The organism is Streptomyces sp. NPDC091282 (genome assembly GCF_044757385.1).
GTDB classification, from domain to species: domain Bacteria; phylum Actinomycetota; class Actinomycetes; order Streptomycetales; family Streptomycetaceae; genus Streptomyces; species Streptomyces gramineus.
Genome location: NZ_JBIVUX010000001.1, coordinates 944,369 through 966,626, shown reverse-complemented (window position 1 = coordinate 966,626; position 22,258 = coordinate 944,369). Strand labels below are relative to the sequence as shown.

The following is a 22,258-nucleotide window of genomic DNA, read 5'->3' as shown; positions in this document are numbered from 1 at the left end:
CACACGAACCCTTGCGGCCTGCTCAACTTTGTCTCAGGACCACGTTCCGCACGAGCACAGCTGAAGGAGGCCGTCGTGAGACGAGTGCGCCCTGGGGCTGCGGCGTCCCGCGGTGCTCTGACGAGCGTCGCGGCCGGGGACACCTACGAGGAGCCGAAGGACCTGCCGCGCCTGTGGCACGTCACCCTCAGCGTCTGCGGTGCCGAGGTCCCCCTGCCGGAACTGCGCCGCGGACTCGAACAACTGGCCCACGACCACCCGTTCCTCCTCACCAGCCGCTACGCGTGCGACCACGCCGAGATCCGCTACTGGGAGGAGGCCCGCGACCTCCACGACGCCGCCGCCGTCGCGCTGCGCCTGTGGGGCGAGCACCGCCAGACCGCCGGGCTGCCGGCCTGGGAGATCGTCGGCCTCGAAGTCATCGACCGCACCACCTACCACTTGCGGATCGCCGAGGGCTACGGTCCGCCGCCCGCGACACCGGTCGGTATCCACCCGTTCTGAGCCTGCCCGTTATCAACCCTTTTCGGGCTCGTCTCGCGGTATGGAACGAACCGTGAACGCGGCACCCGCGCGCACTACCCTTCCTCCATGACCACGCTCTCGCCGTACGACGCCATGTCCCCGGTCACCCAGGCCGCCTACCGTGCCAAGGCCGCCGCCGCCGACCTCGCGCCGCTGCCGCGTGCCGTGAAGGACGACGCGCTGCTCGCCGTCGCGGACGCCCTGGAGGTCCGGACCGGCGAGATCGTCGAGGCCAACGCGAAGGACATCGCCAAGGCCCGCGAGAACGGCACCAGCGAGGCGATCATCGACCGCCTGACCCTCACCCCGGAGCGGGTCCGCGCCATCGCCTCCGACGTCCGGGACGTCGCGAAGCTGCCCGACCCGGTCGGCGAGGTGGTCCGCGGCTCCACCCTGCCCAACGGCATCGACCTGCGCCAGGTCCGCGTCCCGCTCGGCGTCGTCGGCATCATCTACGAGGCCCGCCCGAACGTCACCGTCGACGCGGCCGCCCTGTGCCTGAAGTCCGGCAACGCCGTCCTGCTGCGCGGCTCCGCCTCCGCCTACGAGTCCAACACCGCCCTGGTCCGCGTCCTGCGCGACGCCGTCGGCGGCGCCGGCCTGCCCGCCGACGCCGTCCAGCTGGTGCCGGGCGAGGGCCGTGAGTCCGTGCACGAGCTGATGCGCGCCCGCGGCCTCGTCGACGTCCTCATCCCGCGCGGCGGCGCCTCCCTGATCCAGACCGTCGTCATGGAGTCCAAGGTCCCCGTCATCGAGACCGGCACCGGCAACTGCCACGTCTACGTCGACGCCCACGCCGACATCGACATGGCGATCGACATCCTGATCAACTCCAAGGCGCAGCGGGTCAGCGTCTGCAACGCCGCCGAGACCCTCCTCGTCCACCAGGACATCGCCGCCGAGTTCCTGCCGCGCGCCCTGGACGCCCTCGCCGCCGCCGGCGTCACCGTCCACGCCGACGAACGCGTCCTCGCCTACGCCGAGGACTCCAAGGCGACCGTGGTCGAGGCCGTCCCGGAGGACTGGGAGACCGAGTACCTGTCGTACGACATCGCCGCCGCCGTCGTCGACTCCCTGGACCGGGCCGTCGAGCACATCCGGCTGTGGACCTCCGGGCACACCGAGGCGATCGTCACCACCTCCCAGCAGGCCGCCCGCCGTTTCACCCAGCTGGTCGACTCCACCACCGTCGCCGTGAACGCCTCCACCCGTTTCACCGACGGCGGCCAGTTCGGCTTCGGCGCCGAGATCGGCATCTCCACACAGAAGCTGCACGCCCGCGGCCCCATGGGCCTGCCGGAACTGACCAGCACCAAGTACATCGTCACCGGCGACGGCCACGTCCGCCGCTGACGAGGACCGTCGGCATCACCCGAACGGCCCAACCGCGCACGCCCCACGGCGCGCGGGCGCGCGGCAGGGCGTACGAAGGGCCCGCACGGTCGTGAGAGGTGTCTCACCGGCCTACGAATTTCCATACCGTCTGCCCAAATTGACCCCCCAGGTCTACTCTGGATCCGTGCCGGAGGACGTGGGGGGCACGCCGTTCCCTGACGGCTGGGAGCCCGACGACGACCATGACCGCGGGATGTCGGACGAGGAGTTCGACGCCGTGGTCTTCGACGAGGCCTTCGTCAAGGCGGCCGTGATCCACGAGCCGACCGCGGTCGAACGCCTCCTGGCCGCCGCGCAGGCCAGAGCGGAGGCCTCCGAGGCCGAGGCCCGCCGTGCCGTCGCCGGGGGCGAGCACTTCGAGGACCGCTTCCACCGGGACGGCACCGATCTCGGCGGCCTCGACGACCTGGACGACACCGACGAACCCGAGGACGGCTACGGCGCCCGCAGCGCCTACGGCAGGAACGTGCGCTGGCACCGCCCCGTGGCCTGGGTGCTCGCGGTCGTCATGGGCATCGGCATGGTCGCGCTGGCCTTCGCTGCGGTCTACCGGGGCGCGTCCTCGGGCGGCAGCCGCGACCAGGTGCCCCGCCCTCCCTCCACCGGCCTGGAACAGGGCACCGCGGCCGCACCCTCCGCGTCCGCCGAGTACTCCCAGCCGGCCCAGCCGGCGGTCTCCGCGGTCCCGCGCACCCCCTGAGCGGCGATGGCCGGTTGTGGTGAGAACCTGTCAGAAGTTGTCGTGTAGCTGGGCGTTTACCTGAGGCTTCCGAGACCTACTCTGAGAGTATGGGCGGGCCTGCGGACCCACCCGAGGGGACACCCGAGGGCGGCCCCGTGGGTGGTGAGGACGAATACCGATCCGTCGTCTTCGACGAATCGTTCATCCGCGCTGCCCGCCTCCAGGAGTCCTCCGCGCACGAACGCATGTCCGACCATGCGCCCGCCGTGCGCCGCCGCCCGCCCCTGCGCCGGGGCCTCACCCGGCAGGCCCTGATCCTCGTCCTGCTGATACTCGTCGCCTTCGGCACCGCGATCTACATGGGCGTACGCCACCCCTACGGCACCCAGGAGGCGCAGCAGCCCGTCGAACCGCTGCGGATGACCGTCGTCCCGCTCGCCCCGCAGGGCCCGGTGCCCGGCGCCGCCGACGCGGAGACCCTGTTCGCCCACAGCCCCGCCGCCCAGTACGAGGCCGGCGCCGAAGGCATACCGCTGCCGGCCGTCCGAGGCACCGCGCACTTCTCCGACAGCCAGGTCGTCACCGCCCTGACCACGGCCAAGGACTACATCGTCCGCTCGGCGCTCTACCCGGAGGTCCTCGACAGCAGCGAGGTGCGGCCCGCCCGGGCCCTGCTGGACCCGCGGCAGCTCGACCAGTTCGACCAGAGCCTCGACCACCCCGCGGCGGACGGCCGGCACGCGCCCACCGGATGGCTGATCCGTTTCGACCCCGCCCGTGTCGAACTCGCCGACCCGAGGATCCGCGTCCAGGGCAGCATGCAGGCCACCGAGACCGGCTCGGCCACCCTCCAGGTCACCGCCGACCACACGCTCGTCTACGCGCTGCGGCCCGCCGGCGCACCGGCCGGCTCCCAGGTGTCCCTGTTCACCGTCCGCCGCGAGCTGACCTTCCGCTTCGACCGGGACGACCTGCGTCTGCACCAGGCCCAGCTGGTCGTCTCCTACGTCCAGGCGGGCCCGCTGTCCTGCGCCGCGGACTCCGCCGACCGCCTGCGCCCGCTGCTGGCCGGCGAGAAGGCCCAGGCGGGCGGCCCCGCGGGCACCGACCCGTACGCCACCGACAGCGCCGCCGCCCTGTGCGGGACGCTGGCCGCCGCGGCCGAACCGAAGCCCTGACCGCCGCGGCCGAACCGAAGCTCTGACCTGCGCGGCCGAACCGAAGCCCTGACCGGCGACCGCCGGCCCCTCGTCCCGCCCGGATCCCGTCCCGCCTACTCCTCGTCGCGCGGCGGGGTGTCCTGCGCCGGGCCGTCCTTCCGGAGGTCGTCCTTCGGGGGCGCGTCCGTCGCCGAGGAAGCACCGCCGGGCGACGGGCTCGTGAACCCCTCGAAGCCGCGCTTGACCCGGCCGCCCAGACCGCCGGCCCCGCCGGCTATGTCCGAGACCAGCTTCATCAGCGGGTCCTTCGAGCTCTTCACGTCACTCGCGTAGCTGGCCGCCGACTCCTTGAACGAGTCACCGACCGACGTGTCCTTGTCCTCGTCCCGCCGCGGATAGTGACCGTCCATGATCCGCTGGTGGTCCCGGGACGCGGCCCACTTCTTCAGCTCGGCCGCGCGGACCGTGGTGAACGGATGCGAGCGCGGCAGCACGTTCAGGATCTTCAGCACCGAGTCGCGCAGGTCGCCCCCGGACTCGTACTCCTCGGCCTGCTGGAGGAACGCGTCCACGTTCATCTCGTGCAGGTGGTTGCCGCCCGCGATCTTCATCAGCCCGCGCATGGACGCCTGCAGGTCCTGCCCCACCAGCAGCCCGGCCCGGTCGGCGGACAGCTCCGACTTGCGGAACCACTCCCGCAGCGCCGTCACGATCGCCATGACCGCGAGGTTGCCCAGCGGGATCCAGGCGACGCGCAGCGCCAGGTTCGTCAGGAACAGCAGCACCGTGCGGTACACCGAGTGGCCGGACAGGGCGTGCCCCACCTCATGGCCGACGACCGCCCGCATCTCCTCCTCGTCGAGCAGCTCGACGAGCCCGGTGGTCACGACGATGATCGGCTCGTCCAGGCCGATGCACATGGCGTTCGGCTGCGGATCCTGGTTGACGTACATCGGCGGGACCTTCTCCAGGTCCAGGATGTAACAGGCGTCCCGCAGCATGTCGTTCAGGTGTGCGAACTGCTGGTCCGACACGCGGACCGAGTCCGACAGGAACAGCAGCCTCAGACTCCGCTCCGGAAGCAGCCCGCTGAGCGCCTTGAAGACCGTGTCGAAACCGCTCAGCCTGCGCAGCGCCACCAGGGCCGAACGGTCCGCCGGATGCTCGTACGCGCGCGAGGAGATCCCCGGGAACCGCCTGCGCTGCCTGCTCGGCACCCGCCCGTCCCCGTTGTGCTCGTGGCCGTCGTCGGACATGTCATCCCCCATGTGCGTGAGTGTGCCCACCGTGCCCCCGAAGCAGGGACCAGCCTAGGCGGCGCTACCGTGGTCGGGCAGTACTGCCGAAGGAGTGCCTCATGGAGCCCAACCCCAGAGCCGCCTGGCTCACCCAGGCCGCGAGCGCCGCCCACCAACAGGGCTCGGGCGACCTGCTCCGGGTCGTCCTGATCGTCATGTTCCTGGGCTGCGCGCTGACCGCCTGGTTCCTGCTGCGCGGGTACAGACAGAAGGACGACTGAGCCACGGGGATCGTTCCCGGCCCGGCGGAGCCGCCGTGACCCGTGGTCCTGGCGGGACGGCCGGGGAGTCGGCCCAACGGAGGAGTCGGCGTGATCGCCGCCGCACCGCCCGCATACGATGGACCGACGTCTTTATCCCGTCCACACGCGATAGGTCCTGCCGCAGATGATGAATCTTCACAGCGCCGCTGCCCAGTTGGTCACCCTCGCCGCCGAGGGCGAGGAGCGCGGCGGCAACCACGACAGCCTCAACCCGCTCGTCACCGGCGGCGGCGCGCTGATCGTGCTGCTGCTCCTGCTGTGGATCACCACCCGTTTCAACCGCGACCGCTGAACCGGCGGCCGAGCCCGGCACCCGTCCTCGGGACAGGGCCCACGGGCCGGGCCGGTAGGGTCTGCACGCATGGGAGAGCAGGACATGCCTACCGGTCCGGCGCATGACGCGGCCGACGCCGCCGACGACACGGTGACGACCCCGCGGTACACAGCCGCGGGCCCCGCGCACACCGGCAAACGCCGCCTCGGCGTCATGGGCGGAACGTTCGACCCGATCCACCACGGACACCTCGTGGCGGCCAGCGAGGTCGCCGCCCAGTTCCACCTCGACGAGGTGGTGTTCGTGCCCACCGGACAGCCGTGGCAGAAGACTCACCGCAAGGTCTCGCCGGCCGAGGACCGCTATCTGATGACGGTGATCGCGACCGCGGAGAACCCGCAGTTCTCCGTCAGCCGCATTGACATCGACCGCGGCGGCCCCACCTACACCGTCGACACCCTGCGCGACCTGCGCGCCCTCAACCCCGACGCCGACCTCTTCTTCATCACCGGCGCCGACGCCCTCGGCCAGATCCTCACCTGGCGCGACTCGGAGGAACTCTTCTCCCTCGCCCACTTCATCGGCTGCACCAGGCCCGGCCACCAGCTGACCGACCGCGGTCTCCCCGAGGGCGGCGTCTCGCTGGTGGAGGTTCCCGCGCTGGCCATCTCCTCCACAGACTGCCGTGCGAGAGTCGCCAAGAGCGACCCCATCTGGTACATGGTGCCGGACGGAGTCGTGCGCTACATCGACAAGCGCGAGCTGTACCGCGGCGAGTGACGCGAGTGAGCCGAGAGGGGCACCGGTGAACGACCGATACGACGCGGGCTACGGCAGCGACCAGTACGAACTCGTCGGCTACGACGAGTACGGGCAACCGGTGTACCGCCAGATCCCCGCACAGCAACAACAACACCAGCAGCAACAGCAGACGTGCGACCCGTACGCCGGACAGGGCTACGGGTACGACCCGTACAACGACCCCGGCCGGCAGGGCACGCCCGCGTACGACCCCGGACGGCAGGCCCCGCCGGCGTACGACACCGGGCAGCAGGCCCCCGTGCACCCCGCCCACGACACCGGGCAGCAGCCGGTCACGCCCGCCTACGACCCGTACGGCACCGGCGGCCACCCCGTGCACGACCCCTACGGGCAGGCCGCCACGAGCGGCAGGCAGCCCCGGGTGGCCGAGCAGACCGCGCACATCCCGCAGCAGGCCGGCCCCGTCCACGAACCCGCCGGCCCCCGCCAGGCCCCCGGCGACGAAGGGGACTACGACACCGGACAGTTCGCGTTCGTCGAAGCCCCCGACGGTGACTCCGAGGACGTCATCGACTGGCTGAACTTCACCGAGAACCGCACCGAACGCCGCGAAGAGGCAAAACGCCGCGCCCGCAGCCGCATGACCGCACTGGTCGTCGTCCTCGCCCTGGCCGTCGTCGGCGGCGCCGGCTACCTCTGGTACGCCGGAAAACTCCCCGGACTGTCCTCCTCCGCGGCCAAGGGCGGTACGGCGACGTCCGCGGCCGCCCAGAAACGCGACGTCGTCGTCGTCCACCTGCACAACACCAGCGGCGGCGGCACCTCCACCGTGCTGCTCGTCGACAACACCACCACCAAACAGGGCACCACCGTCCTGCTGCCCAACGCGCTCGCCATGACCGACGACGACGGCAGCACCACGACCCTCGCCAAGTCGGTCACCGACGACGGCTCCTCCGGGACCCGCGACCAGCTCGACACCGTCCTCGGCACCAACATCGAGGGCACCTGGCGCCTGGACACGCCCTACCTGCAGAACCTCGTCGAACTCGTCGGCAACATCGACATCGACACCAACACCGACGTCCCCGACCCGGACGCCAAGAAGAAGGGCCAGGCACCCCTCGTCCACCAGGGCAAGGACCAGACCCTCAGCGGCAAGGCCGCCGTCGCCTACGCCACCTACCGCGCGTCGGGCGAGGCCCAGAACGCCCAGCTGGAGCGGTTCGGACAGGTCATGCAGGGCGTGCTGCGCAAGATGTCGTCGGACTCCTCGGCCGCCACGGTCACCGTGCAGACCCTCGCGCAGATCCTCGACCCCTCGCTGACCGACAAAGACCTCGGCACCTTCCTCGCCAAGCTCGCCGACCTCGCCAAGGGCGGCGACTACAAGACAGCCCTGCTGCCCGTGCAGAGCGACGGCACCCTCAGCGCCCAGACCAGCTCCAGCGTCGTCAAGGACATCCTCGGCGGCACCGCCAAGAGCCCTTCGGCGGACTCCGCGGTCCGCGTCTCCGTCCAGAACGCCAGCGGCGTCAAGGACAACACCGACAAGGCGCGCGTGGTCCTCGTCAACGGCGGCTACACCTTCCTGGAAGGCGGAACGGGTTCCGGTACCGAGGCCGCCTCCAAGGTGCTGTACTCCGACGCCGCCGACAAGGAGAACGCCACCGAGGTCGCCAAGACCCTCGGCCTCGACGCCGGCGCCGTGGCCAAGGGCACCGTCGGCTCGGGCGCCGACGTCTCGGTCGTCCTCGGCCAGGACTACAAGCCGTCCTCCTCCTGAGCCGGCGGCCGCCGCACCCCACGTGACCCGACCATCACGTGGGGTGCGCCCGGCGGTCCGTGAGACCCTTGAGGTCAATCGACCGCCGACGGAAAGCCATGTAGTGACCGCCACCGACCGTTCCCTCGAGCTCATCACCGCCGCCGCCCAGGCGGCCGCCGACAAGCTCGCCCACGACGTCATCGCCTACGACGTCAGCGACGTCCTGTCGATCACGGACGCCTTCCTGCTGGCCTCCGCGCCCAACGACCGCCAGGTCAAGTCGATCGTCGACGAGATCGAGGAACGCCTCCAGAAGGAACTCGGCGCCAAGCCGGTGCGCCGCGAGGGCGACCGCGAATCCCGCTGGATCCTGCTCGACTACGTCGACATCGTCGTCCACGTCCAGCACAGCGAGGAGCGCGTCTTCTACGCCCTGGAGCGGCTGTGGAAGGACTGCCCCGAGATCGAGCTGCCCGCCGACGCCAAGGCCACCCGCGGCAAGGCCGCCGAGCACGCCGAACTGAAGGCCGCCGAAGCCGACGGTGAGCCCGGCGGGGAGTGGTGATGAGCGCCACGGGCGAGGTGACCGACCGCACGGGCCGCGGCCGCCGCATCATCCTGTGGCGGCACGGCCAGACGTCCTGGAACGTGGAACGCCGCTTCCAGGGCTCCACCGACGTCGAGCTCACCGAGACCGGCGTCGGCCAGGCCCGCCGCGCGGCCCGGCTGCTCGCCTCCCTGGGCCCGGACGCCATCGTCGCCTCCGACCTGCGGCGGGCCGCCGACACGGCCGCGCAGCTCGCCGAGCTCACCGGCCTCGACGTGATCCGCGACGAGGCGCTGCGCGAGACCTACGCGGGCGTCTGGCAGGGCCTCACGCACGAGGAGATCATCGCCCGCCACGGCGACGAGTACGCCGCCTGGAAGCGCGGCGAGCCGGTGCGCCGCGGCGGCGGCGAGCTGGAGACCGAGGTCGCCGACCGGGCCGCCCCCGTCGTGCTGCGGCACGCCGAGAAGCTCCCCGAGGACGGCACCCTCGTGGTCGTCAGCCACGGCGGGACCATCCGGACCACCATCGGCCGCCTGCTCGGCCTGGACTCCCAGCACTGGGAGAGCCTCGGCGGTCTCACCAATTGCTGCTGGTCCGTGCTCGGCGAAGGCGCACGCGGCTGGCGGCTCCTGGAGCACAACGCGGGCACCCTCCCGGAGCCCGTCCTCGGCGACGACGACTGACGCGTCCCTCCCGGCCGCGGACCGGCGACCCTCCGGCCGCCCCGCGCCGGAGCCCGGATTTCACTTTCCGGCAGGTCGCAGGCTAAAGTTCTTCTTGTTCGCCCCGCCAGGCAAAACGGCGAGAAGAACACGCGGGGCTATAGCTCAGTTGGTAGAGCGCCTGCATGGCATGCAGGAGGTCAGGAGTTCAATTCTCCTTAGCTCCACAGATCGACACTCCACTCAAGAGTCGAGTTGTCGAAGATCGCTGAATGAATCCCGCCCTCTCAAGGGGCGGGATTTTTCGTGTTCCACTCATGGATGATCTCGGCGGCCTCGTCGTCGCTCACCGGCCACAACCGCTGCCTGCGCCGCCGCAGCAAGGCGACCTGCTCCCGCGTCCGTTCGTCCTCCGGCGTGTAGACCACGATCCGGGACTCCGGCATCCCGTCGATCGACAGCGACTGCGACGTCATCCGCAGCTCACCCACCGCCTCATGACGGAACGTCTTCACCCGCGGCCCCGGCCGTGCCACCGCACCGCTCTCCCACAGCCGCGCGAAGTACGCACTCGCACCGGACAACGCCCGGACGAAATCCTCCCAGGCCGGCTCGCCGACATGCCTGCCGTAACTGGAGCGCAGGGTCGCCACCATCACCGGCAGCTCCCGCTCCCGGTGCACCACCGGGCACGCCTCCTCCGACACCGTGAACAGCGTCCACAGGACGTTCGGCACACCGATCCGCACCGTTTCCGGCACCAGGAACAGATCCCGGTAGGCCGGATTGGTCGCCAGCACGTCGTACCGCGACGTGTACACCACCGCCGGCAGCGGATCCAGGGCGTCGATGATGCCCTGCACCTCCGCGCCGACCGACCGGGACAGCCGCTCCGGCGCCGCCGCGTACGGCACCTCCGCAAGCCGGTACAGATGCTCCCGCTCCGGCGTGTCCAGCCGCAGCGTGCGCGCCACCGCGTCCAGCACCTGCGGCGACGCATTGATCGGCCGGCCCTGCTCCAGCCACGTGTACCAGGTCACCCCCACGCCCGAGAGCTGGGCGACCTCCTCCCGGCGCAGCCCCGGAGTGCGCCGCCGCAGCCCCGGCGGCATCCCCACGTCGGCCGGGGTCACCCGGGCCCGCCTGCTGCGCAGGAAAGCGGCCAGCTCAGGCCTGCGGCGGTGTGCAGTCGTCGGCATCGTCACGCCCCCCGTCGTCACGTCCTCCATCGTGCGCGCAGCACCCGCCCGCTGCCAGGTGCTGCCAGTACCAGCATCGGCGGACTCTCGGCACCCGTACAGGCCCCTGGTCACGCTCGGAACATGACGACGACATCCCGGACGGAACCAGATTCCGCATCCGCTGGAATTCCCGCGAAAAGTGAAGCACCCACCGCCGACGGCCCGCCCCGGCTGCTCCTCGCGGTCGTCCTCGCGGCCCTGTTCATGGCCGTGCTGGACGTCTTCATCGTGAACGTCGCGGCCCCCACCATCGGCTCCGACCTCCACGCCTCCGGAGCCGACCTGCAACTGGTCGTGGCCGGCTACGCCATCACCTACTCCGTGCTGCTCATCACCGGCGCCCGTCTGGGCGACCGCCTCGGCCACGGCCGGGTCCACCTCGCCGGACTGGTGCTGTTCACGGCGGCCTCACTCGCCTGCGGCCTGGCCCAGGGAACCACCGAACTGATCGTGTTCCGGCTCGTGCAGGGCGCCGGATCGGCGGTGATGATCCCGCAGGTCCTCAGCATCATCCAGCGCACCTTCGGCGGCGAGGCCCGTATCCGGGCACTCGGCGCCTACTCGGCGGTCCTCGCCGTCGGCGCCGCGGCCGGCCAGATCATCGGCGGCGTCCTGGTCGGCGCGGACCTGTTCGGCACCGGCTGGCGGCCGGTGTTCCTCGTCAACGTGCCGGTCGGCGCCGTCCTCCTCGTCCTCGGCAGGCGCGTCCTGCCCCGGGACACCGGATCAGGACCCGAACGGGCCCGCGGCCTGGATCTGCCCGGCCTGGTCCTGCTCGGGGCCGCCGTGTCCCTGCTCACGGTCCCGCTGGTGCTCGGCCAGGAGGAGGACTGGCCCCTGTGGTCCTGGCTGTCCCTCGCGGCCGCCGTGGTCGTCTTCGCGCTGTTCTGCGCCTACGAGGTGCGACTCGCCCGGCGCGGCGGCGCCCCGATCGTGGCACCCCGCGTCCTGCGCCACCCCGGCATGGGACTGGCCGTCCTGCGCATCCTCGCCGTCATGGCCGTCAACGCCGGACTCCTGTTCACCCTCACCCTGCACGTCCAGACCGGCCTCGGCTACGGCGCACAGCGCGCCGGACTCACCTTCGCGCCGACCGCCGTCGTCTTCGGCGCGGTCGCCCTCACCTGGCGCGGCTGGCCCGCCTCCTGGCAGCGGGCGCTGACCCCGGCCGGATTCGCGCTGACCGCGCTGTCCGTCGCCGGCGTCGGCCTGGTCCTCCGCGACGGCGGCGACGGGGGCGCGTGGCTCTATCTGGCGTACGCCGGAGTGGGCGCAGGGCTCGCGCTCGCTTTCAGTCCCACACTCACCGGTGCACTCGCAACCGTGCGCCCCGAGGACGCGGCGGACGCCAGCGGTCTCCTGGCGACCGTCACCCAACTCGGCCAGCTCATGGGTGTCGCCGCGTTCGGCACACTGTTCTTGAACCGGCTTGAGTCACTTGGGGCGCCACGGGCGTATACCTCTGCGGAGGCGCTGTCAGCCTGCGCATGGGCGCTCGCCGCGACCGCGGCCGCGGGTGCCGTGTCCGGACTGGTACTGAGGCGTCGCTGACCGTATTGGTCCGGCCGTGGCAGAATCAAACGGCCGGAAGGGGGCGCGGCCCGACGGGAGGAGTAGCGATGCCTGCGAGCATCCTTGAGGAGGGCGGCCACCTCCTCGGTGCGGCGTTGATACAGGACACGACCACCCGGCTGCTCTGCCCTTCCTGCGGTTCCGTCCATGTCGCCCAAGTACTGGGCGACAACGGCGGGATCTCCTACGTGTGCACGGCCTGCGGCCACAGCTGGAGCTGATCGATGGGTGCACACAGGCGGAAGTGCGACTGGTGCGGGAGCGGCACCCCGATCGTCCGCGACATGGAGCCGATCAACCCCGACTACCAGTACTGGTGCGAGGAATGCGCGCGGGCGCTGATCATAAAAGGCGACCCCATCGAGACCTACCGTGAACTGGAGGGCGAGCCGATCTACGGCCGTCTCCTCGAGGAACACTGCACGCTCAAACGGTTCTACTCGTTCGTCACGGCCTGAACGGCGCCCGGCTTCGGCAACGATGTCCGGGCGAGCGCCAGGAACAGCAGTCCCGAGACCACGTAGAGTGCCGACAACGCCAAGTCCACGGCGTTCTGGTGCAATTCGGGCCTTCCTTGCCCGTGTGGCACCCACCACAGGGCGTACGAGCAGAAAACCAGCGCCGTGCCGGCCGCCACGGCCCGGTGTCCGCGCGTCCACAGCAGCAGCACCACGGGCACGCACCAGACCCAGTGGTGCGACCAGGACACCGGGCTGATCAACAGCGCCGTCACCGCGCACCCAGCCACCGCCCAGCCCCGTCGGCCGCGCAGCTCCGCCGCCACCGCCACCGCGAGCCCCAGAACGGCCGTCAGGGCCGCGGCAGCGGTCCAGAGCGCTCCGGGCTCGGGAGTGTGCAGCAAACGCGCCAGAACGCCGCGCAGGGCCTGATTCGCGGTCTCCTCGGCCCGCCCCACCCGCCCCGTGCGGAACACCATCCCGGTCCAGAACCGCCACGAGTCGTACGGCAGGACGGCCGCCGCCAGCAGGGTCGCCCCCACGAAGGCGACCGCCGCCCCGCGCGCGTGCCGCAGCCACGGCCCGCCGTCCCGGCCCGCGCGACGCGCCATCAGACCCGTGACGAGCAGGAACACCGCGAACAGGGCGGGCGTCAACTTCACCGCGGCCGCGAGCCCGACGCCCACCCCCGCCCAGCGGCCCGGACGTTCGGCCGCTGGCCGTGACAGATCCCACAGCACCAGCACGGCCAGCAGCAGATTGACCTGCCCGTACCGCACGGTCGTCCACACCGGCTCGCACCACACCGCCGCCGCCGCGACCCACAGCACGCCTTCCACGCGCGCGTGTCCCACGAGCCGCAGCGACAGCGCCACGAACACCATCAGGAGAACGAGGTTCCCGGCCGTCGCCAGCGTCCGCAGGGTCGCGACGTCCGGCAGGGTCAGCGGCGTGAACAGCAGCGCCGCGAACGGCGGGTAGGTGGACGGCAGATGGGCGGCCGTCGTCCGCAGCGCGTAGAGGTCGCCGCCCGCGAGGACCGTCGTGCCCTCCGCCCGGTAGACCATCAGGTCGATCATCGACACGTGCGCGGCCCGCTGGGCCGCCCAGAACGCCGTGAACGACAAGAGGCAGAACCCCAGGGCCACCGGCGCGCGGCGCCGGGTCTCGGACAACACGATCACGGTCACGAAGTCCGACACTAGCGCCCGTATCCGCACACAACGGAAACGATTTGGTGATGCACCCGGTCGACCGTGTAATGTTGGCGTCGCCGCCGGGGAAACCGGGCGGAGCGAAACACGGGGCTATAGCTCAGTTGGTAGAGCGCCTGCATGGCATGCAGGAGGTCAGGAGTTCAATTCTCCTTAGCTCCACAGGAGTCGAAGGCGGATCATCCGGATGGATGGTCCGCTTTCTGCGTTGCCGGGCGACTTTTGTGCCTGCGTCGTCGGCGTCAGGCAGAAACACGGAAACAACGAAAACGGGTACCCGGAGAGATGTGACCTGGTGTGTGCGGGCCACCCGGCCGGGTGGCCCGCACACACCAGGTGGTGTCCGTGCGATCAGCGGCCGAGGGCGCGACGGCCGCGGCCCTGCGAGAGGACCGGCAGGTTCTTGGCCGGAGCCTGGGAACGCGTGTCCTCCTCAAGACGCAGGGCGAGCGCCGGGCAGCGGCGCACCGCGCGCAAAGCCTTGGCCTCCGCGAAGCGCGGCACCTTCGCCTGCGCCACCGTCGGGAAGCCGTCCGCCCCCAGCTCGAAGACCTCCGGGAGGATGTCCGCGCACAGACCGTGACCCCGGCACAGCGTCCAGTCCACGTGAATCTTCTGCCGACTGCCGCCGGCCTCCTCGGGCTCCGCGCCGCCAGGGATGCCGGTCGGCGTCTTCCCGCCCTCGAAGAGCGGCAGAACGCCTTCCACGGGCCGTCCACAGCCGTTTCCGAGGACATGCGCGGCCAGGTCGTCGGTGAACGCCTTGATCGTCGACTCCAGGAACATCGCGGAACCGTCCGGATGCGAGCACGCACCACGCCGCTTGACGTTCTTGGCGACCTGCTTGAGGGCTTCCAGGGCGGCCGGGCCGCCGCCGTTGAGGATGTCCTCCATGCCGCGTGCCGCCGCGGGCAGGCCGAGGTAGCAGGGACCGCACTGTCCCGCGCTCTCCTCCGCCAGCCACTGGGCGACCCGCAGCGATTCGCCCAGGGGGCAGGTGTCCTGGGTGATCGGCAGGATCGCGCCGGCGCCCAGCGCACCGCCCACCGCGTCCAGCGAGTTGCGGGAGACGATCGCCTCGTTGACCGTGGCCGCGTCGATCCACTTGCCGTGGTAGCCGCCGGTCAGCACACCCTGCGGCACCGGCGGAGCACCGGCCAGCTGCAGGACGTAGCGCAGCGGCACACCTGTGGGCACCTCGATCACCATGGGGCGGGCGACCGCGCCGGAGACCGTCAGCATGACGGTGCCCGGCTCGTCGTACAGGCCGGTGTTGCCGTAGCGCTCCGGGCCGATCCGGGCGGCGATCGCCAGCTGCGCGAACGTCTCCGCGTTCGACAGCAGCGTGGGAGCGCCGCCGACTCCGTTCTGGGAGGCGCTGGTCTTGCGGCCCGGCGGGATGGCAGGGCCGCCGTCGATCGAGCGGACCAGCGACGCGGCGGCACCGGTGACCATGCGGACCGGATTCCGCTGCACGAACGCCTTCAGAGCCGAACGGCGACCGGTGCTCAGGCCACGTTCGGCGAGCGCCTGCTCCATGGAACGCTGAGTGGACTCCCGGGTGACCCCCACCACGAGCGTGCGGGCACCCAGCGCCTCGGCGCACAGCAACGCGCCGTCCAGGATCAGATGCGGGGCACGGTTGATCAGCACGGTGTCCTTGCGGCAGGCGGGTTCGTCCTCGCTGCCGTTGACGACGACCACCGGCCGGACGCCGCGCTTGATCGCCGCTTCGGCGACCGACCGCAGCTTTTTGTGGAAGGGGAAGCCCGCGCCGCCGCGGCCCTTCAGGTTGATGCGTTCGGAGAGCTGCGCGAGCTGCTCCCCGCCCAAGGGCTCAAGCGGCCCGTGCACCTTGAGGTGCATGGGCAGATCGAGCCTTTCGACAAGGTCGAAACCCGACGTGAGCTGTGGAAGGCCGACCACTCGGACTTCTGGTACGTCGGGCAGGGCCTCGTTCACCTATAGCCTCCGGAAGGCGTGTTCCAAGGTTCGCCCGAACCCGGTGCGTCGTAGGAGGCGCCGGGCGCTGGTTCGTTGGCGGGACCGCTGTTGTACGTGTCATTCGAGTTGTACGTGCCATAGCGGGCGTTCGTCTCACCCGTGTCGTACACATCACGTCCGCCTGTTCCGGTCGCGCCCGGATTGCCATAGACCGGGATGTTGTATCCGGTGTCCTGGAGCGGGTCGTACGCCGACGGCGGCGCCTCGCCGACCGGCGGCGGCGACGGGACCGGCCAACTGCCCGAGGTGCTGTTGGGGCCGTCCGCGCGCGGGAAGGACTCGGTGGCCTGGAGATCCAGCCGCTCCATGCGCGCGGTCTGGCCGGACGCGAACGGCGACTGGGGCTGGCTCGGCGAGGTGGCACGGTAGGCGGCCGCGAAGCCGGAGGCCGGCTCGGCGGAGGGCGTGCCGGTCGGGAAGAGCGGGTTGGGCTGCGGCGCGGAGGCGCCGGCCCGTGAGGACCTCGGTTCGCGGTCACGGTCGCGACCGCCGTCGTAGCCGGACAGGCCCGACTCGCCCATCCGCGCACGGCTGGCGTCCAGGTCGTCCAGTTCGGGGCGCTCCGAGCTGCCCAGAACGGAGACGAGACGGTCGGCGACCTTGCGCTTGAACGGGCGCGGAGCGGCGCGCAGCGCGAGTGCGGCCATCACGCCGACCAGGCAGAGCTCGTACGAGATCATGAAGAAGGGCTTCGCCGCACGGCCCGCGAACAGACCGTGGATCAGTGCGGCGCACCAGGCCGGGTAGGCCAGCATGTGCATGGCCCGCCAGCGGGCCGCCACCACGGCCGGCGCGGCGAAGTTGCTGCGCAGGGCACCCGTGACGCCAACGAAGATCATCAGCAGTCCGGCCAGCGAGCCGAGCCCGATCAGGCCGGCGCTTCCGGTGACGCCGAGCGAGAACGGGATGATCGCGGCGATCACGACGGTGTGATCGAGGGCGATCTTCGTGACGATGTGCACCAGCAGGAACGCGATCGACGCGACCGCGGTCGTCCGGTGGACCGCCTGTCCGACGATCCGCTGGCGGGTGTTGAGGAAGATGCGGTCCTGTGCGATCAGACCCCAGATCACCGAACAGCTCAGCGAGACGAGCGACAGCACGCCCGCGCCGAAGTTCAGAAACGATTGGAACTGGCTGCCACCGGTCAGCACGACCACGGGTATGAGCAGCAGAACGACAGCGGACGCCACCCCCCAGACCGAACGGCCTGGCTTGGGGAGCGAGCTGTTACTACGACGAGGGTTCATGGGGGCAACTCCGAGCAGTTCGGGAAAGCGGTCCCGGTGCCGCAGCCTAAGTGGCGCCATACCGATCAGTACGAGGTTTGAGTTATTGCGTTGTTATCAAAGGGCAATATGAGTCGTGTGATGTCCCTTAGCGGTTGTTACGCGAAGTAAGTTTTGAACCTGGTTCAACTTTCGTCCTGATTGTCGCCTTGGACGTACGTGTCAACCGTTGATACGTAAGCGCGTCGCGGCTTGCTCAAGTGCTGCGGTACCCTGACGCCATGCGTGCCGTACGCCTTCTGCTTAGCGGGCCGCGCTGATCAGTCCCGACCGCCGGACCAAACGGCCGGTCGGCATCGGCGCGGCGTCCCCTCCTGTGCGAGGGGATTTTTCGTTTCTAGAAAGTCGCAGCCGCAGGCAGAGACGATCGATGGAGCTTTGAGGATCATGAGCGAGACGAACCCCGCTGCCGCCGCCATGTCGACGGAGGCTGCGCCGCACCGCTACACGGCAGCCCTGGCGGCCGAGATCGAGGCACGCTGGCAGGACTTCTGGGACGCCGACGGCACCTACGCCGCGCCCAACCCCAAGGGTGACCTGGCGGGCGACCCCGAGCTGGTCGCCAGGCCCAAGAAGTTCATCATGGACATGTTCCCGTATCCGTCCGGGGCGGGACTCCACGTCGGCCACCCCCTGGGGTACATCGCCACCGACGTCTTCGCCCGCTTCCAGCGGATGAACGGCCACAACGTCCTGCACACCCTGGGCTTCGACGCCTTCGGCCTGCCCGCCGAACAGTACGCGGTGCAGACCGGCACGCACCCGCGCGTCTCCACCGAGTCCAACATCGAGAACATGAAGGCCCAGCTGCGCCGGCTGGGCCTGGGCCACGACAAGCGCCGGTCGTTCGCCACGATCGACCCGGACTACTACAAGTGGACCCAGTGGATCTTCCTGCAGATCTTCAACTCCTGGTACGACGACGAAGCGGACAAGGCCCGCCCGATCTCCGAACTGATCGCCCAGTTCGAGTCCGGTGAGCGCGCCGTCCCGGGCCACACGCGCGCGTGGAACGAGCTGACCGCCACCGAGCGCGGCGACGTCCTGGGCGAGTTCCGGCTGGCCTACGCCTCCGACGCGCCGGTCAACTGGTGCCCCGGCCTGGGCACCGTGCTGGCCAACGAGGAGGTCACCGCCGACGGACGCTCCGAGCGCGGCAACTTCCCCGTCTTCAAGGCGAAGCTGCGCCAGTGGAACATGCGCATCACCGCCTACGCCGACCGGCTGCTGGACGACCTGGAGGCGCTGGACTGGCCCGAGGCGATCAAGCTGCAGCAGCGCAACTGGATCGGCCGCTCCGAGGGCGCCCGCGTCGACTTCCCGATCGACGGCGAGAAGATCACCGTCTTCACCACCCGTCCCGACACCCTGTTCGGCGCGACCTACATGGTGCTGGCCCCCGAGCACCCGCTGGTCGACACGTTCGTCCCGGCCGCCTGGCCCGAGGGCACCCACGACGTGTGGACCGGCGGCCACGCCACGCCCGCCGAGGCCGTGGCCGCGTACCGCGCGCAGGCCGGCGCCAAGTCGGACGTGGAGCGGCAGGCCGAGGCCAAGGACAAGACCGGCGTCTTCACGGGCGCGTACGCCACCAACCCGGTCAACGGCGACAAGGTCCCGGTGTTCATCGCCGACTACGTGCTGATGGGCTACGGCACCGGCGCGATCATGGCCGTCCCGGCCGGCGACCAGCGCGACTTCGAGTTCGCGCGCGCCTTCGAGCTGCCGATCGTGTGCATCGTCGAGCCGACCGACGGCCGCGGCACCGACACCTCCACCTGGGAGGACGCCTTCGCCTCGTACGACGCGAAGATCATCAACTCCTCCAACGACGGCATCAAGCTGGACGGCCTGCCGGTCGCCGAGGCCAAGGCCCGCATCACCGAGTGGCTGGCCCGCAAGGGCATCGGCGAGGGCACCGTCAACTTCCGGCTGCGCGACTGGCTGTTCAGCCGCCAGCGTTACTGGGGCGAGCCCTTCCCGATCGTCTACGACGAGGACGGCGTCGCCCACGCGCTGCCCGAGTCGATGCTGCCGCTGGAACTGCCCGAGGTGGAGGACTACTCGCCGCGCACCTTCGACCCGGAGGACGCGGACACCCAGCCCGAGACGCCGCTGTCACGCAACGAGGAATGGGTCAACGTCACCCTGGACCTGGGCGACGGGCCGAAGAAGTACCGCCGCGAGACCAACACCATGCCCAACTGGGCCGGTTCCTGCTGGTACGAGCTGCGCTACCTGGACCCGCACAACGACCGGCAGCTGGTCGACCCGGAGATCGAGCAGTACTGGATGGGCCCGCGCCAGGGCATGCCGCACGGCGGTGTCGACCTGTACGTGGGCGGCGCCGAGCACGCCGTGCTGCACCTGCTGTACGCCCGTTTCTGGTCGAAGGTCCTGTACGACCTGGGGCACGTCTCGTCCGCCGAGCCGTTCCACAAGCTGTTCAACCAGGGCATGATCCAGGCCTACGTCTACCGTGACAGCCGCGGCTTCCCGGTGCCCGCCACCGAGGTCGAGGAACAGGACGGCGCCTACTTCCACCAGGGCGAGAAGGTCACCCGCCTGCTGGGCAAGATGGGCAAGTCCCTGAAGAACGCGGTGACTCCCGACGAGATCTGCGCCGAGTACGGTGCCGACACGCTGCGCCTGTACGAGATGGCGATGGGCCCGCTGGACGTCTCCCGCCCGTGGGACACGCGCGCGGTCGTCGGGCAGTTCCGGCTGCTGCAGCGGCTGTGGCGCGTCATCGTCGACGAGGCGACCGGTGAGGTCACCGTCACCGACGGCGAAGCGGACGAGGAGACGCTGCGTGCGCTGCACAAGGCGATCGACGGTGTCCGTCAGGACCTGGAGGGCCTGCGTTTCAACACCGCCATCGCCAAGGTCACCGAGCTGAACAACCACCTGACCAAGGCCGGCGGCGCGGTTCCGCGGACGGTCGCCGAGCCGCTGGTGCTGATGATCGCGCCGCTGGCCCCGCACGTCGCCGAGGAACTGTGGCGCAAGCTGGGCCACACCGACTCGGTCGTCCACCGGGACTTCCCGGTCGCCGACCCGGCCTTCGTGGTGGACGAGACCGTGACCTGCGTCGTGCAGATCAAGGGCAAGGTCAAGGCCCGCCTGGAGGTGCCGCCGGGCATCTCCGAGGACGAGCTGGAGAAGGCCGCGCTGGCCGACGAGAAGGTCGTCGCGGCGCTGGACGGCGCGGGGATCCGCAAGGTGATCGTCCGCGCGCCGAAGCTGGTGAACATCGTCACGGCCTGACGGCCGCGGGCCGCCTCCCGGCGGTCCCCTAAGGGCAGGTTCGGGGTTTTTCTGGAACTCCGGGCCTGCCCTTTGCGTTTACCGTTGAAGAGGGCGGCCGCCCCCGCCGTGCTCGGAAGCGGTCGGGTGACCGGGAGCCGAGGAGGAGCACCGTGGAAACAGTGATCGCCGTATTCGCCGTGCTCTTCCTGCTTTTCGTCGCGGGTGGGGCCTACGTCACCTTCAAGGCCGTCGGCGCCGCCAAACGCGGTGTGGACCGCACGATCACACAGGCCCGGCGGACGGTCGAGGACCACACCCTGCGCGCCAAGTCCATGGTCCAGATCGGTCCGGCGGCCGAGATCGCACAGCTGCGCCTCGCCCTGCGCACCTCGATGCGGGCCACCCAGGACGCGCTGGACGCCGGCGCCGCCGAGGACGAGTCGCTGAAGGAATCCCAGGCCCTCTTCCAGCGGCTCAGCGTGCACGGGCACGAACTGGACAGCGACCTCAGGCGCCTGGAGGCCGAGCCGGACCGGACCACCCTCGCCGCCCGGCTGCCCGAGCTGCGCGGGCGCACCAGCCGCATCACCGAGTCCGCGGACGCGCTGCGATGGGCCGTGCGCGACCGCGCCCACCGGTTCGCCGACGACGACCTGGACACCCTGAGCACGCAGATCGGCGTCGAGGCGGACGCCCTTCGGCACTGGACCCGTCCCACCGCGGCCTCCGCCCCCGCGACTCCGCCGTGGCCCGAGGCAGCCGCCGGCCAGGCCGACCGGCAGACCTGGCCCGAGTCTCCCCGGTCCGCCCCGGACGAGGGTCCGGCACAGCCCGCGATCACCCCGCCGGGCCGCCGTCAGGCCTACCCCTGGCAGAAGAAGCCCCGCCCGGAGAGCACCACTTGAGGCGGCCGGTCCAGGTCGGGACCGTCGGGGGCGGGCTGCCGCACCTGAGCTACGCCAGGTAACCTCCAGCTCATGTCCCGCCATGTCGCGATCGTCACCGATTCAACGGCCTACCTGCCGCCGCGGGCGATGGCACGGCACGGCATCACCGCGGTCCCCCTGACCGTGGTCCTCGGTGACCGGGCGCTCGAAGAGGGCACCGAGATCTCGACCCGTTCCCTGGCCCATGCGCTGCAGAAGCGGCGCTCCGTCACCACGTCGAGGCCCAGCCCCGAGGTGTTCGCCGAAACGTACCGCAAGGTCGCCGAGTCCGGTGCCACCGACATCGTCTCCCTCCACCTGTCCGCCGAACTGTCCGGCACCTACGACGCGGCGGTCGTCGCGGCCCGCGAAGCACCCGTCCCGGTACGGGTGGTGGACACCGGGATGGTCGCCATGGCGCTCGGGTTCTGCGCGCTCGCCGCGGCCGAGGCCGCCGAGGCGGGCGGCACCGCCGACGAGGCGGTCACGGCCGCGGAGAAACGCGCCGCGGGCACCTCGGCGTACTTCTACGTCGACACCCTCGACTATCTGCGCCGCGGTGGCCGTATCGGCACGGCCCAGGCGCTGCTGGGTTCCGCGCTGGCCGTGAAGCCCCTGCTGCAGCTGGACGGCGGACGGATCGAGCTCCTGGAGAAGGTACGGACGGCGTCCCGGGCCATCGCCCGCCTTGAAGAACTCGCCGCGGAGCGGGCGGGCGGCGCCGAGGTGGACATCGCCGTCCACCATCTCGCCGCCCCCGAGCGGGCCTCGTCCCTCGCCGACCGGCTGCGGGCGCGGGTGCCGGGGCTCGCCGAGCTGCATGTGAGCGAGGTCGGCGCGGTGATCGGCGCGCACACCGGCCCCGGCCTGCTCGGAGCGGTCGTCTCACTGCGGTGACCTGTGGATCACCGGACGACCGGCCCGTCGTTCTCACTCGTACGAGTGGTGAAGTTGTCCACAACCGGG

At 70.8% G+C, this 22,258-nt stretch carries 21 protein-coding genes and 2 tRNA genes; 18 read left to right on the top strand and 5 right to left on the bottom strand.

Annotation, left to right across the window (positions count from 1 at the left end; translation table 11 throughout):
- Positions 1-75 precede the first annotated feature (75 nt).
- The 4 genes from ACIQOE_RS04395 (at position 76) to ACIQOE_RS04380 (ending at position 3,780) form a co-directional block, all read left to right on the top strand.
- Positions 76-504 carry a hypothetical protein gene (locus ACIQOE_RS04395; RefSeq protein WP_351319455.1) on the top strand — a complete coding sequence of 143 codons (429 nt, stop codon included), beginning with the start codon at positions 76-78 and terminating at the stop codon, positions 502-504.
- 87 nt (positions 505-591) lie between these two features.
- Positions 592-1,878: a glutamate-5-semialdehyde dehydrogenase gene (locus ACIQOE_RS04390; protein ID WP_351319457.1), complete on the top strand. Its 1,287-nt coding sequence runs from the start codon at positions 592-594 to the stop codon at positions 1,876-1,878.
- Between the two features lie 139 nt (positions 1,879-2,017).
- Positions 2,018-2,620, top strand: coding sequence for a hypothetical protein (locus tag ACIQOE_RS04385; RefSeq protein ID WP_351319459.1), 603 nt, complete (start codon positions 2,018-2,020; stop codon positions 2,618-2,620).
- Positions 2,621-2,709: 89 nt separating this feature from the next.
- Entirely contained in the window at positions 2,710-3,780 is a 1,071-nt protein-coding gene (locus tag ACIQOE_RS04380) for a hypothetical protein (RefSeq protein ID WP_401409587.1), read from the top strand.
- Positions 3,781-3,875: 95 nt separating this feature from the next.
- On the opposite strand, the gene ACIQOE_RS04375 is transcribed toward ACIQOE_RS04380, so the two are convergent.
- Positions 3,876-5,018, bottom strand: coding sequence for a M48 family metallopeptidase (locus ACIQOE_RS04375; protein WP_351319888.1), 1,143 nt, complete (start codon positions 5,016-5,018; stop codon positions 3,876-3,878).
- Between the two features lie 101 nt (positions 5,019-5,119).
- Here ACIQOE_RS04375 and ACIQOE_RS04370 point away from each other — a divergent pair, with 101 nt between their 5' ends.
- The 7 genes from ACIQOE_RS04370 (at position 5,120) to ACIQOE_RS04340 (ending at position 9,566) form a co-directional block, all read left to right on the top strand.
- Complete coding sequence (locus tag ACIQOE_RS04370; protein ID WP_351319463.1) at positions 5,120-5,281, top strand: hypothetical protein; 162 nt, start codon at positions 5,120-5,122, stop codon at positions 5,279-5,281.
- Between the two features lie 166 nt (positions 5,282-5,447).
- On the top strand, positions 5,448-5,615 hold the full coding sequence (locus ACIQOE_RS04365; protein ID WP_351319905.1) for a hypothetical protein: 168 nt from the start codon (positions 5,448-5,450) through the stop codon (positions 5,613-5,615).
- 69 nt (positions 5,616-5,684) lie between these two features.
- The gene (gene nadD / locus ACIQOE_RS04360; protein WP_351319465.1) at positions 5,685-6,377 is read left to right on the top strand and encodes a nicotinate-nucleotide adenylyltransferase; all 693 of its coding nucleotides are present in this window, start codon (positions 5,685-5,687) and stop codon (positions 6,375-6,377) included.
- 25 nt (positions 6,378-6,402) lie between these two features.
- Positions 6,403-8,145, top strand: coding sequence for a LytR C-terminal domain-containing protein (locus tag ACIQOE_RS04355; RefSeq protein WP_401409585.1), 1,743 nt, complete (start codon positions 6,403-6,405; stop codon positions 8,143-8,145).
- A gap of 103 nt (positions 8,146-8,248) precedes the next feature.
- Positions 8,249-8,692 carry a ribosome silencing factor gene (gene rsfS, locus ACIQOE_RS04350; RefSeq protein WP_351319469.1) on the top strand — a complete coding sequence of 148 codons (444 nt, stop codon included), beginning with the start codon at positions 8,249-8,251 and terminating at the stop codon, positions 8,690-8,692.
- Positions 8,692-9,360 (top strand): histidine phosphatase family protein, encoded by a 669-nt coding sequence (locus ACIQOE_RS04345; RefSeq protein WP_401409582.1) that lies wholly within the window; start codon positions 8,692-8,694, stop codon positions 9,358-9,360. Before rsfS ends, ACIQOE_RS04345 begins: the two co-directional genes overlap by 1 nt.
- Positions 9,361-9,493: 133 nt before the next feature.
- A tRNA-Ala gene (locus ACIQOE_RS04340) sits at positions 9,494-9,566 on the top strand.
- Positions 9,567-9,626: 60 nt separating this feature from the next.
- Here ACIQOE_RS04340 and ACIQOE_RS04335 read toward each other — a convergent pair.
- A complete protein-coding gene (locus tag ACIQOE_RS04335; RefSeq protein WP_351319473.1) occupies positions 9,627-10,538 on the bottom strand; it encodes a helix-turn-helix transcriptional regulator in 912 nt (303 codons plus the stop codon).
- A 123-nt stretch (positions 10,539-10,661) separates the two neighbouring features.
- Here ACIQOE_RS04335 and ACIQOE_RS04330 point away from each other — a divergent pair, with 123 nt between their 5' ends.
- The 3 genes from ACIQOE_RS04330 to ACIQOE_RS04320 all read left to right on the top strand — a co-directional run bounded on the left by ACIQOE_RS04330 (position 10,662) and on the right by ACIQOE_RS04320 (position 12,610).
- Positions 10,662-12,131, top strand: coding sequence for an MFS transporter (locus ACIQOE_RS04330; protein WP_401409580.1), 1,470 nt, complete (start codon positions 10,662-10,664; stop codon positions 12,129-12,131).
- Positions 12,132-12,199: 68 nt separating this feature from the next.
- Entirely contained in the window at positions 12,200-12,373 is a 174-nt protein-coding gene (locus ACIQOE_RS04325) for a hypothetical protein (RefSeq protein WP_351319477.1), read from the top strand.
- A 3-nt stretch (positions 12,374-12,376) separates the two neighbouring features.
- A complete protein-coding gene (locus ACIQOE_RS04320) occupies positions 12,377-12,610 on the top strand; it encodes a hypothetical protein (RefSeq protein ID WP_006136074.1) in 234 nt (77 codons plus the stop codon).
- On the opposite strand, the gene ACIQOE_RS04315 is transcribed toward ACIQOE_RS04320, so the two are convergent.
- Positions 12,589-13,800, bottom strand: coding sequence for a glycosyltransferase 87 family protein (locus ACIQOE_RS04315; protein WP_401409578.1), 1,212 nt, complete (start codon positions 13,798-13,800; stop codon positions 12,589-12,591). The genes ACIQOE_RS04320 and ACIQOE_RS04315 overlap by 22 nt on opposite strands.
- A gap of 113 nt (positions 13,801-13,913) precedes the next feature.
- On the opposite strand from ACIQOE_RS04315, the gene ACIQOE_RS04310 reads away from it, so the two are divergent.
- Positions 13,914-13,986 (top strand) — tRNA-Ala (locus ACIQOE_RS04310).
- Positions 13,987-14,175: 189 nt separating this feature from the next.
- Here ACIQOE_RS04310 and ACIQOE_RS04305 read toward each other — a convergent pair.
- Together ACIQOE_RS04305 and ACIQOE_RS04300 are read right to left on the bottom strand one after the other, a co-directional pair.
- Complete coding sequence (locus ACIQOE_RS04305; protein WP_351940256.1) at positions 14,176-15,786, bottom strand: NADH-ubiquinone oxidoreductase-F iron-sulfur binding region domain-containing protein; 1,611 nt, start codon at positions 15,784-15,786, stop codon at positions 14,176-14,178.
- Positions 15,783-17,078 (bottom strand): cytochrome b/b6 domain-containing protein, encoded by a 1,296-nt coding sequence (locus tag ACIQOE_RS04300; RefSeq protein ID WP_401409576.1) that lies wholly within the window; start codon positions 17,076-17,078, stop codon positions 15,783-15,785. Before ACIQOE_RS04300 ends, ACIQOE_RS04305 begins: the two co-directional genes overlap by 4 nt.
- 426 nt (positions 17,079-17,504) lie before the next feature.
- On the opposite strand from ACIQOE_RS04300, the gene leuS reads away from it, so the two are divergent.
- From leuS to ACIQOE_RS04285, 3 genes are all read left to right on the top strand, one after another.
- Positions 17,505-20,384, top strand: a complete 2,880-nt coding sequence (leuS, locus tag ACIQOE_RS04295) for a leucine--tRNA ligase (RefSeq protein WP_365559749.1) — start codon at positions 17,505-17,507, stop codon at positions 20,382-20,384.
- A 152-nt stretch (positions 20,385-20,536) separates the two neighbouring features.
- A complete protein-coding gene (locus ACIQOE_RS04290) occupies positions 20,537-21,271 on the top strand; it encodes a hypothetical protein (protein WP_351319487.1) in 735 nt (244 codons plus the stop codon).
- 72 nt (positions 21,272-21,343) lie between these two features.
- A complete protein-coding gene (locus tag ACIQOE_RS04285; RefSeq protein WP_401409573.1) occupies positions 21,344-22,189 on the top strand; it encodes a DegV family protein in 846 nt (281 codons plus the stop codon).
- The last annotated feature ends 69 nt before the right edge of the window (positions 22,190-22,258 follow it).

Coding starts and splice junctions, on each gene's coding strand:
- ACIQOE_RS04390 (WP_351319457.1), top strand. CDS start 592: ATGACCACGCTCTCGCCGTACGACGCCATGTCCCCGGTCACCCAGGCC.
- ACIQOE_RS04380 (WP_401409587.1), top strand. CDS start 2,710: ATGGGCGGGCCTGCGGACCCACCCGAGGGGACACCCGAGGGCGGCCCC.
- ACIQOE_RS04375 (WP_351319888.1), bottom strand. CDS start 5,018: ATGTCCGACGACGGCCACGAGCACAACGGGGACGGGCGGGTGCCGAGC.
- ACIQOE_RS04370 (WP_351319463.1), top strand. CDS start 5,120: ATGGAGCCCAACCCCAGAGCCGCCTGGCTCACCCAGGCCGCGAGCGCC.
- ACIQOE_RS04365 (WP_351319905.1), top strand. CDS start 5,448: ATGATGAATCTTCACAGCGCCGCTGCCCAGTTGGTCACCCTCGCCGCC.
- nadD (WP_351319465.1), top strand. CDS start 5,685: ATGGGAGAGCAGGACATGCCTACCGGTCCGGCGCATGACGCGGCCGAC.
- ACIQOE_RS04345 (WP_401409582.1), top strand. CDS start 8,692: ATGAGCGCCACGGGCGAGGTGACCGACCGCACGGGCCGCGGCCGCCGC.
- ACIQOE_RS04335 (WP_351319473.1), bottom strand. CDS start 10,538: ATGCCGACGACTGCACACCGCCGCAGGCCTGAGCTGGCCGCTTTCCTG.
- ACIQOE_RS04330 (WP_401409580.1), top strand. CDS start 10,662: ATGACGACGACATCCCGGACGGAACCAGATTCCGCATCCGCTGGAATT.
- ACIQOE_RS04325 (WP_351319477.1), top strand. CDS start 12,200: ATGCCTGCGAGCATCCTTGAGGAGGGCGGCCACCTCCTCGGTGCGGCG.
- ACIQOE_RS04320 (WP_006136074.1), top strand. CDS start 12,377: ATGGGTGCACACAGGCGGAAGTGCGACTGGTGCGGGAGCGGCACCCCG.
- ACIQOE_RS04300 (WP_401409576.1), bottom strand. CDS start 17,078: ATGAACCCTCGTCGTAGTAACAGCTCGCTCCCCAAGCCAGGCCGTTCG.
- leuS (WP_365559749.1), top strand. CDS start 17,505: ATGAGCGAGACGAACCCCGCTGCCGCCGCCATGTCGACGGAGGCTGCG.
- ACIQOE_RS04285 (WP_401409573.1), top strand. CDS start 21,344: ATGTCCCGCCATGTCGCGATCGTCACCGATTCAACGGCCTACCTGCCG.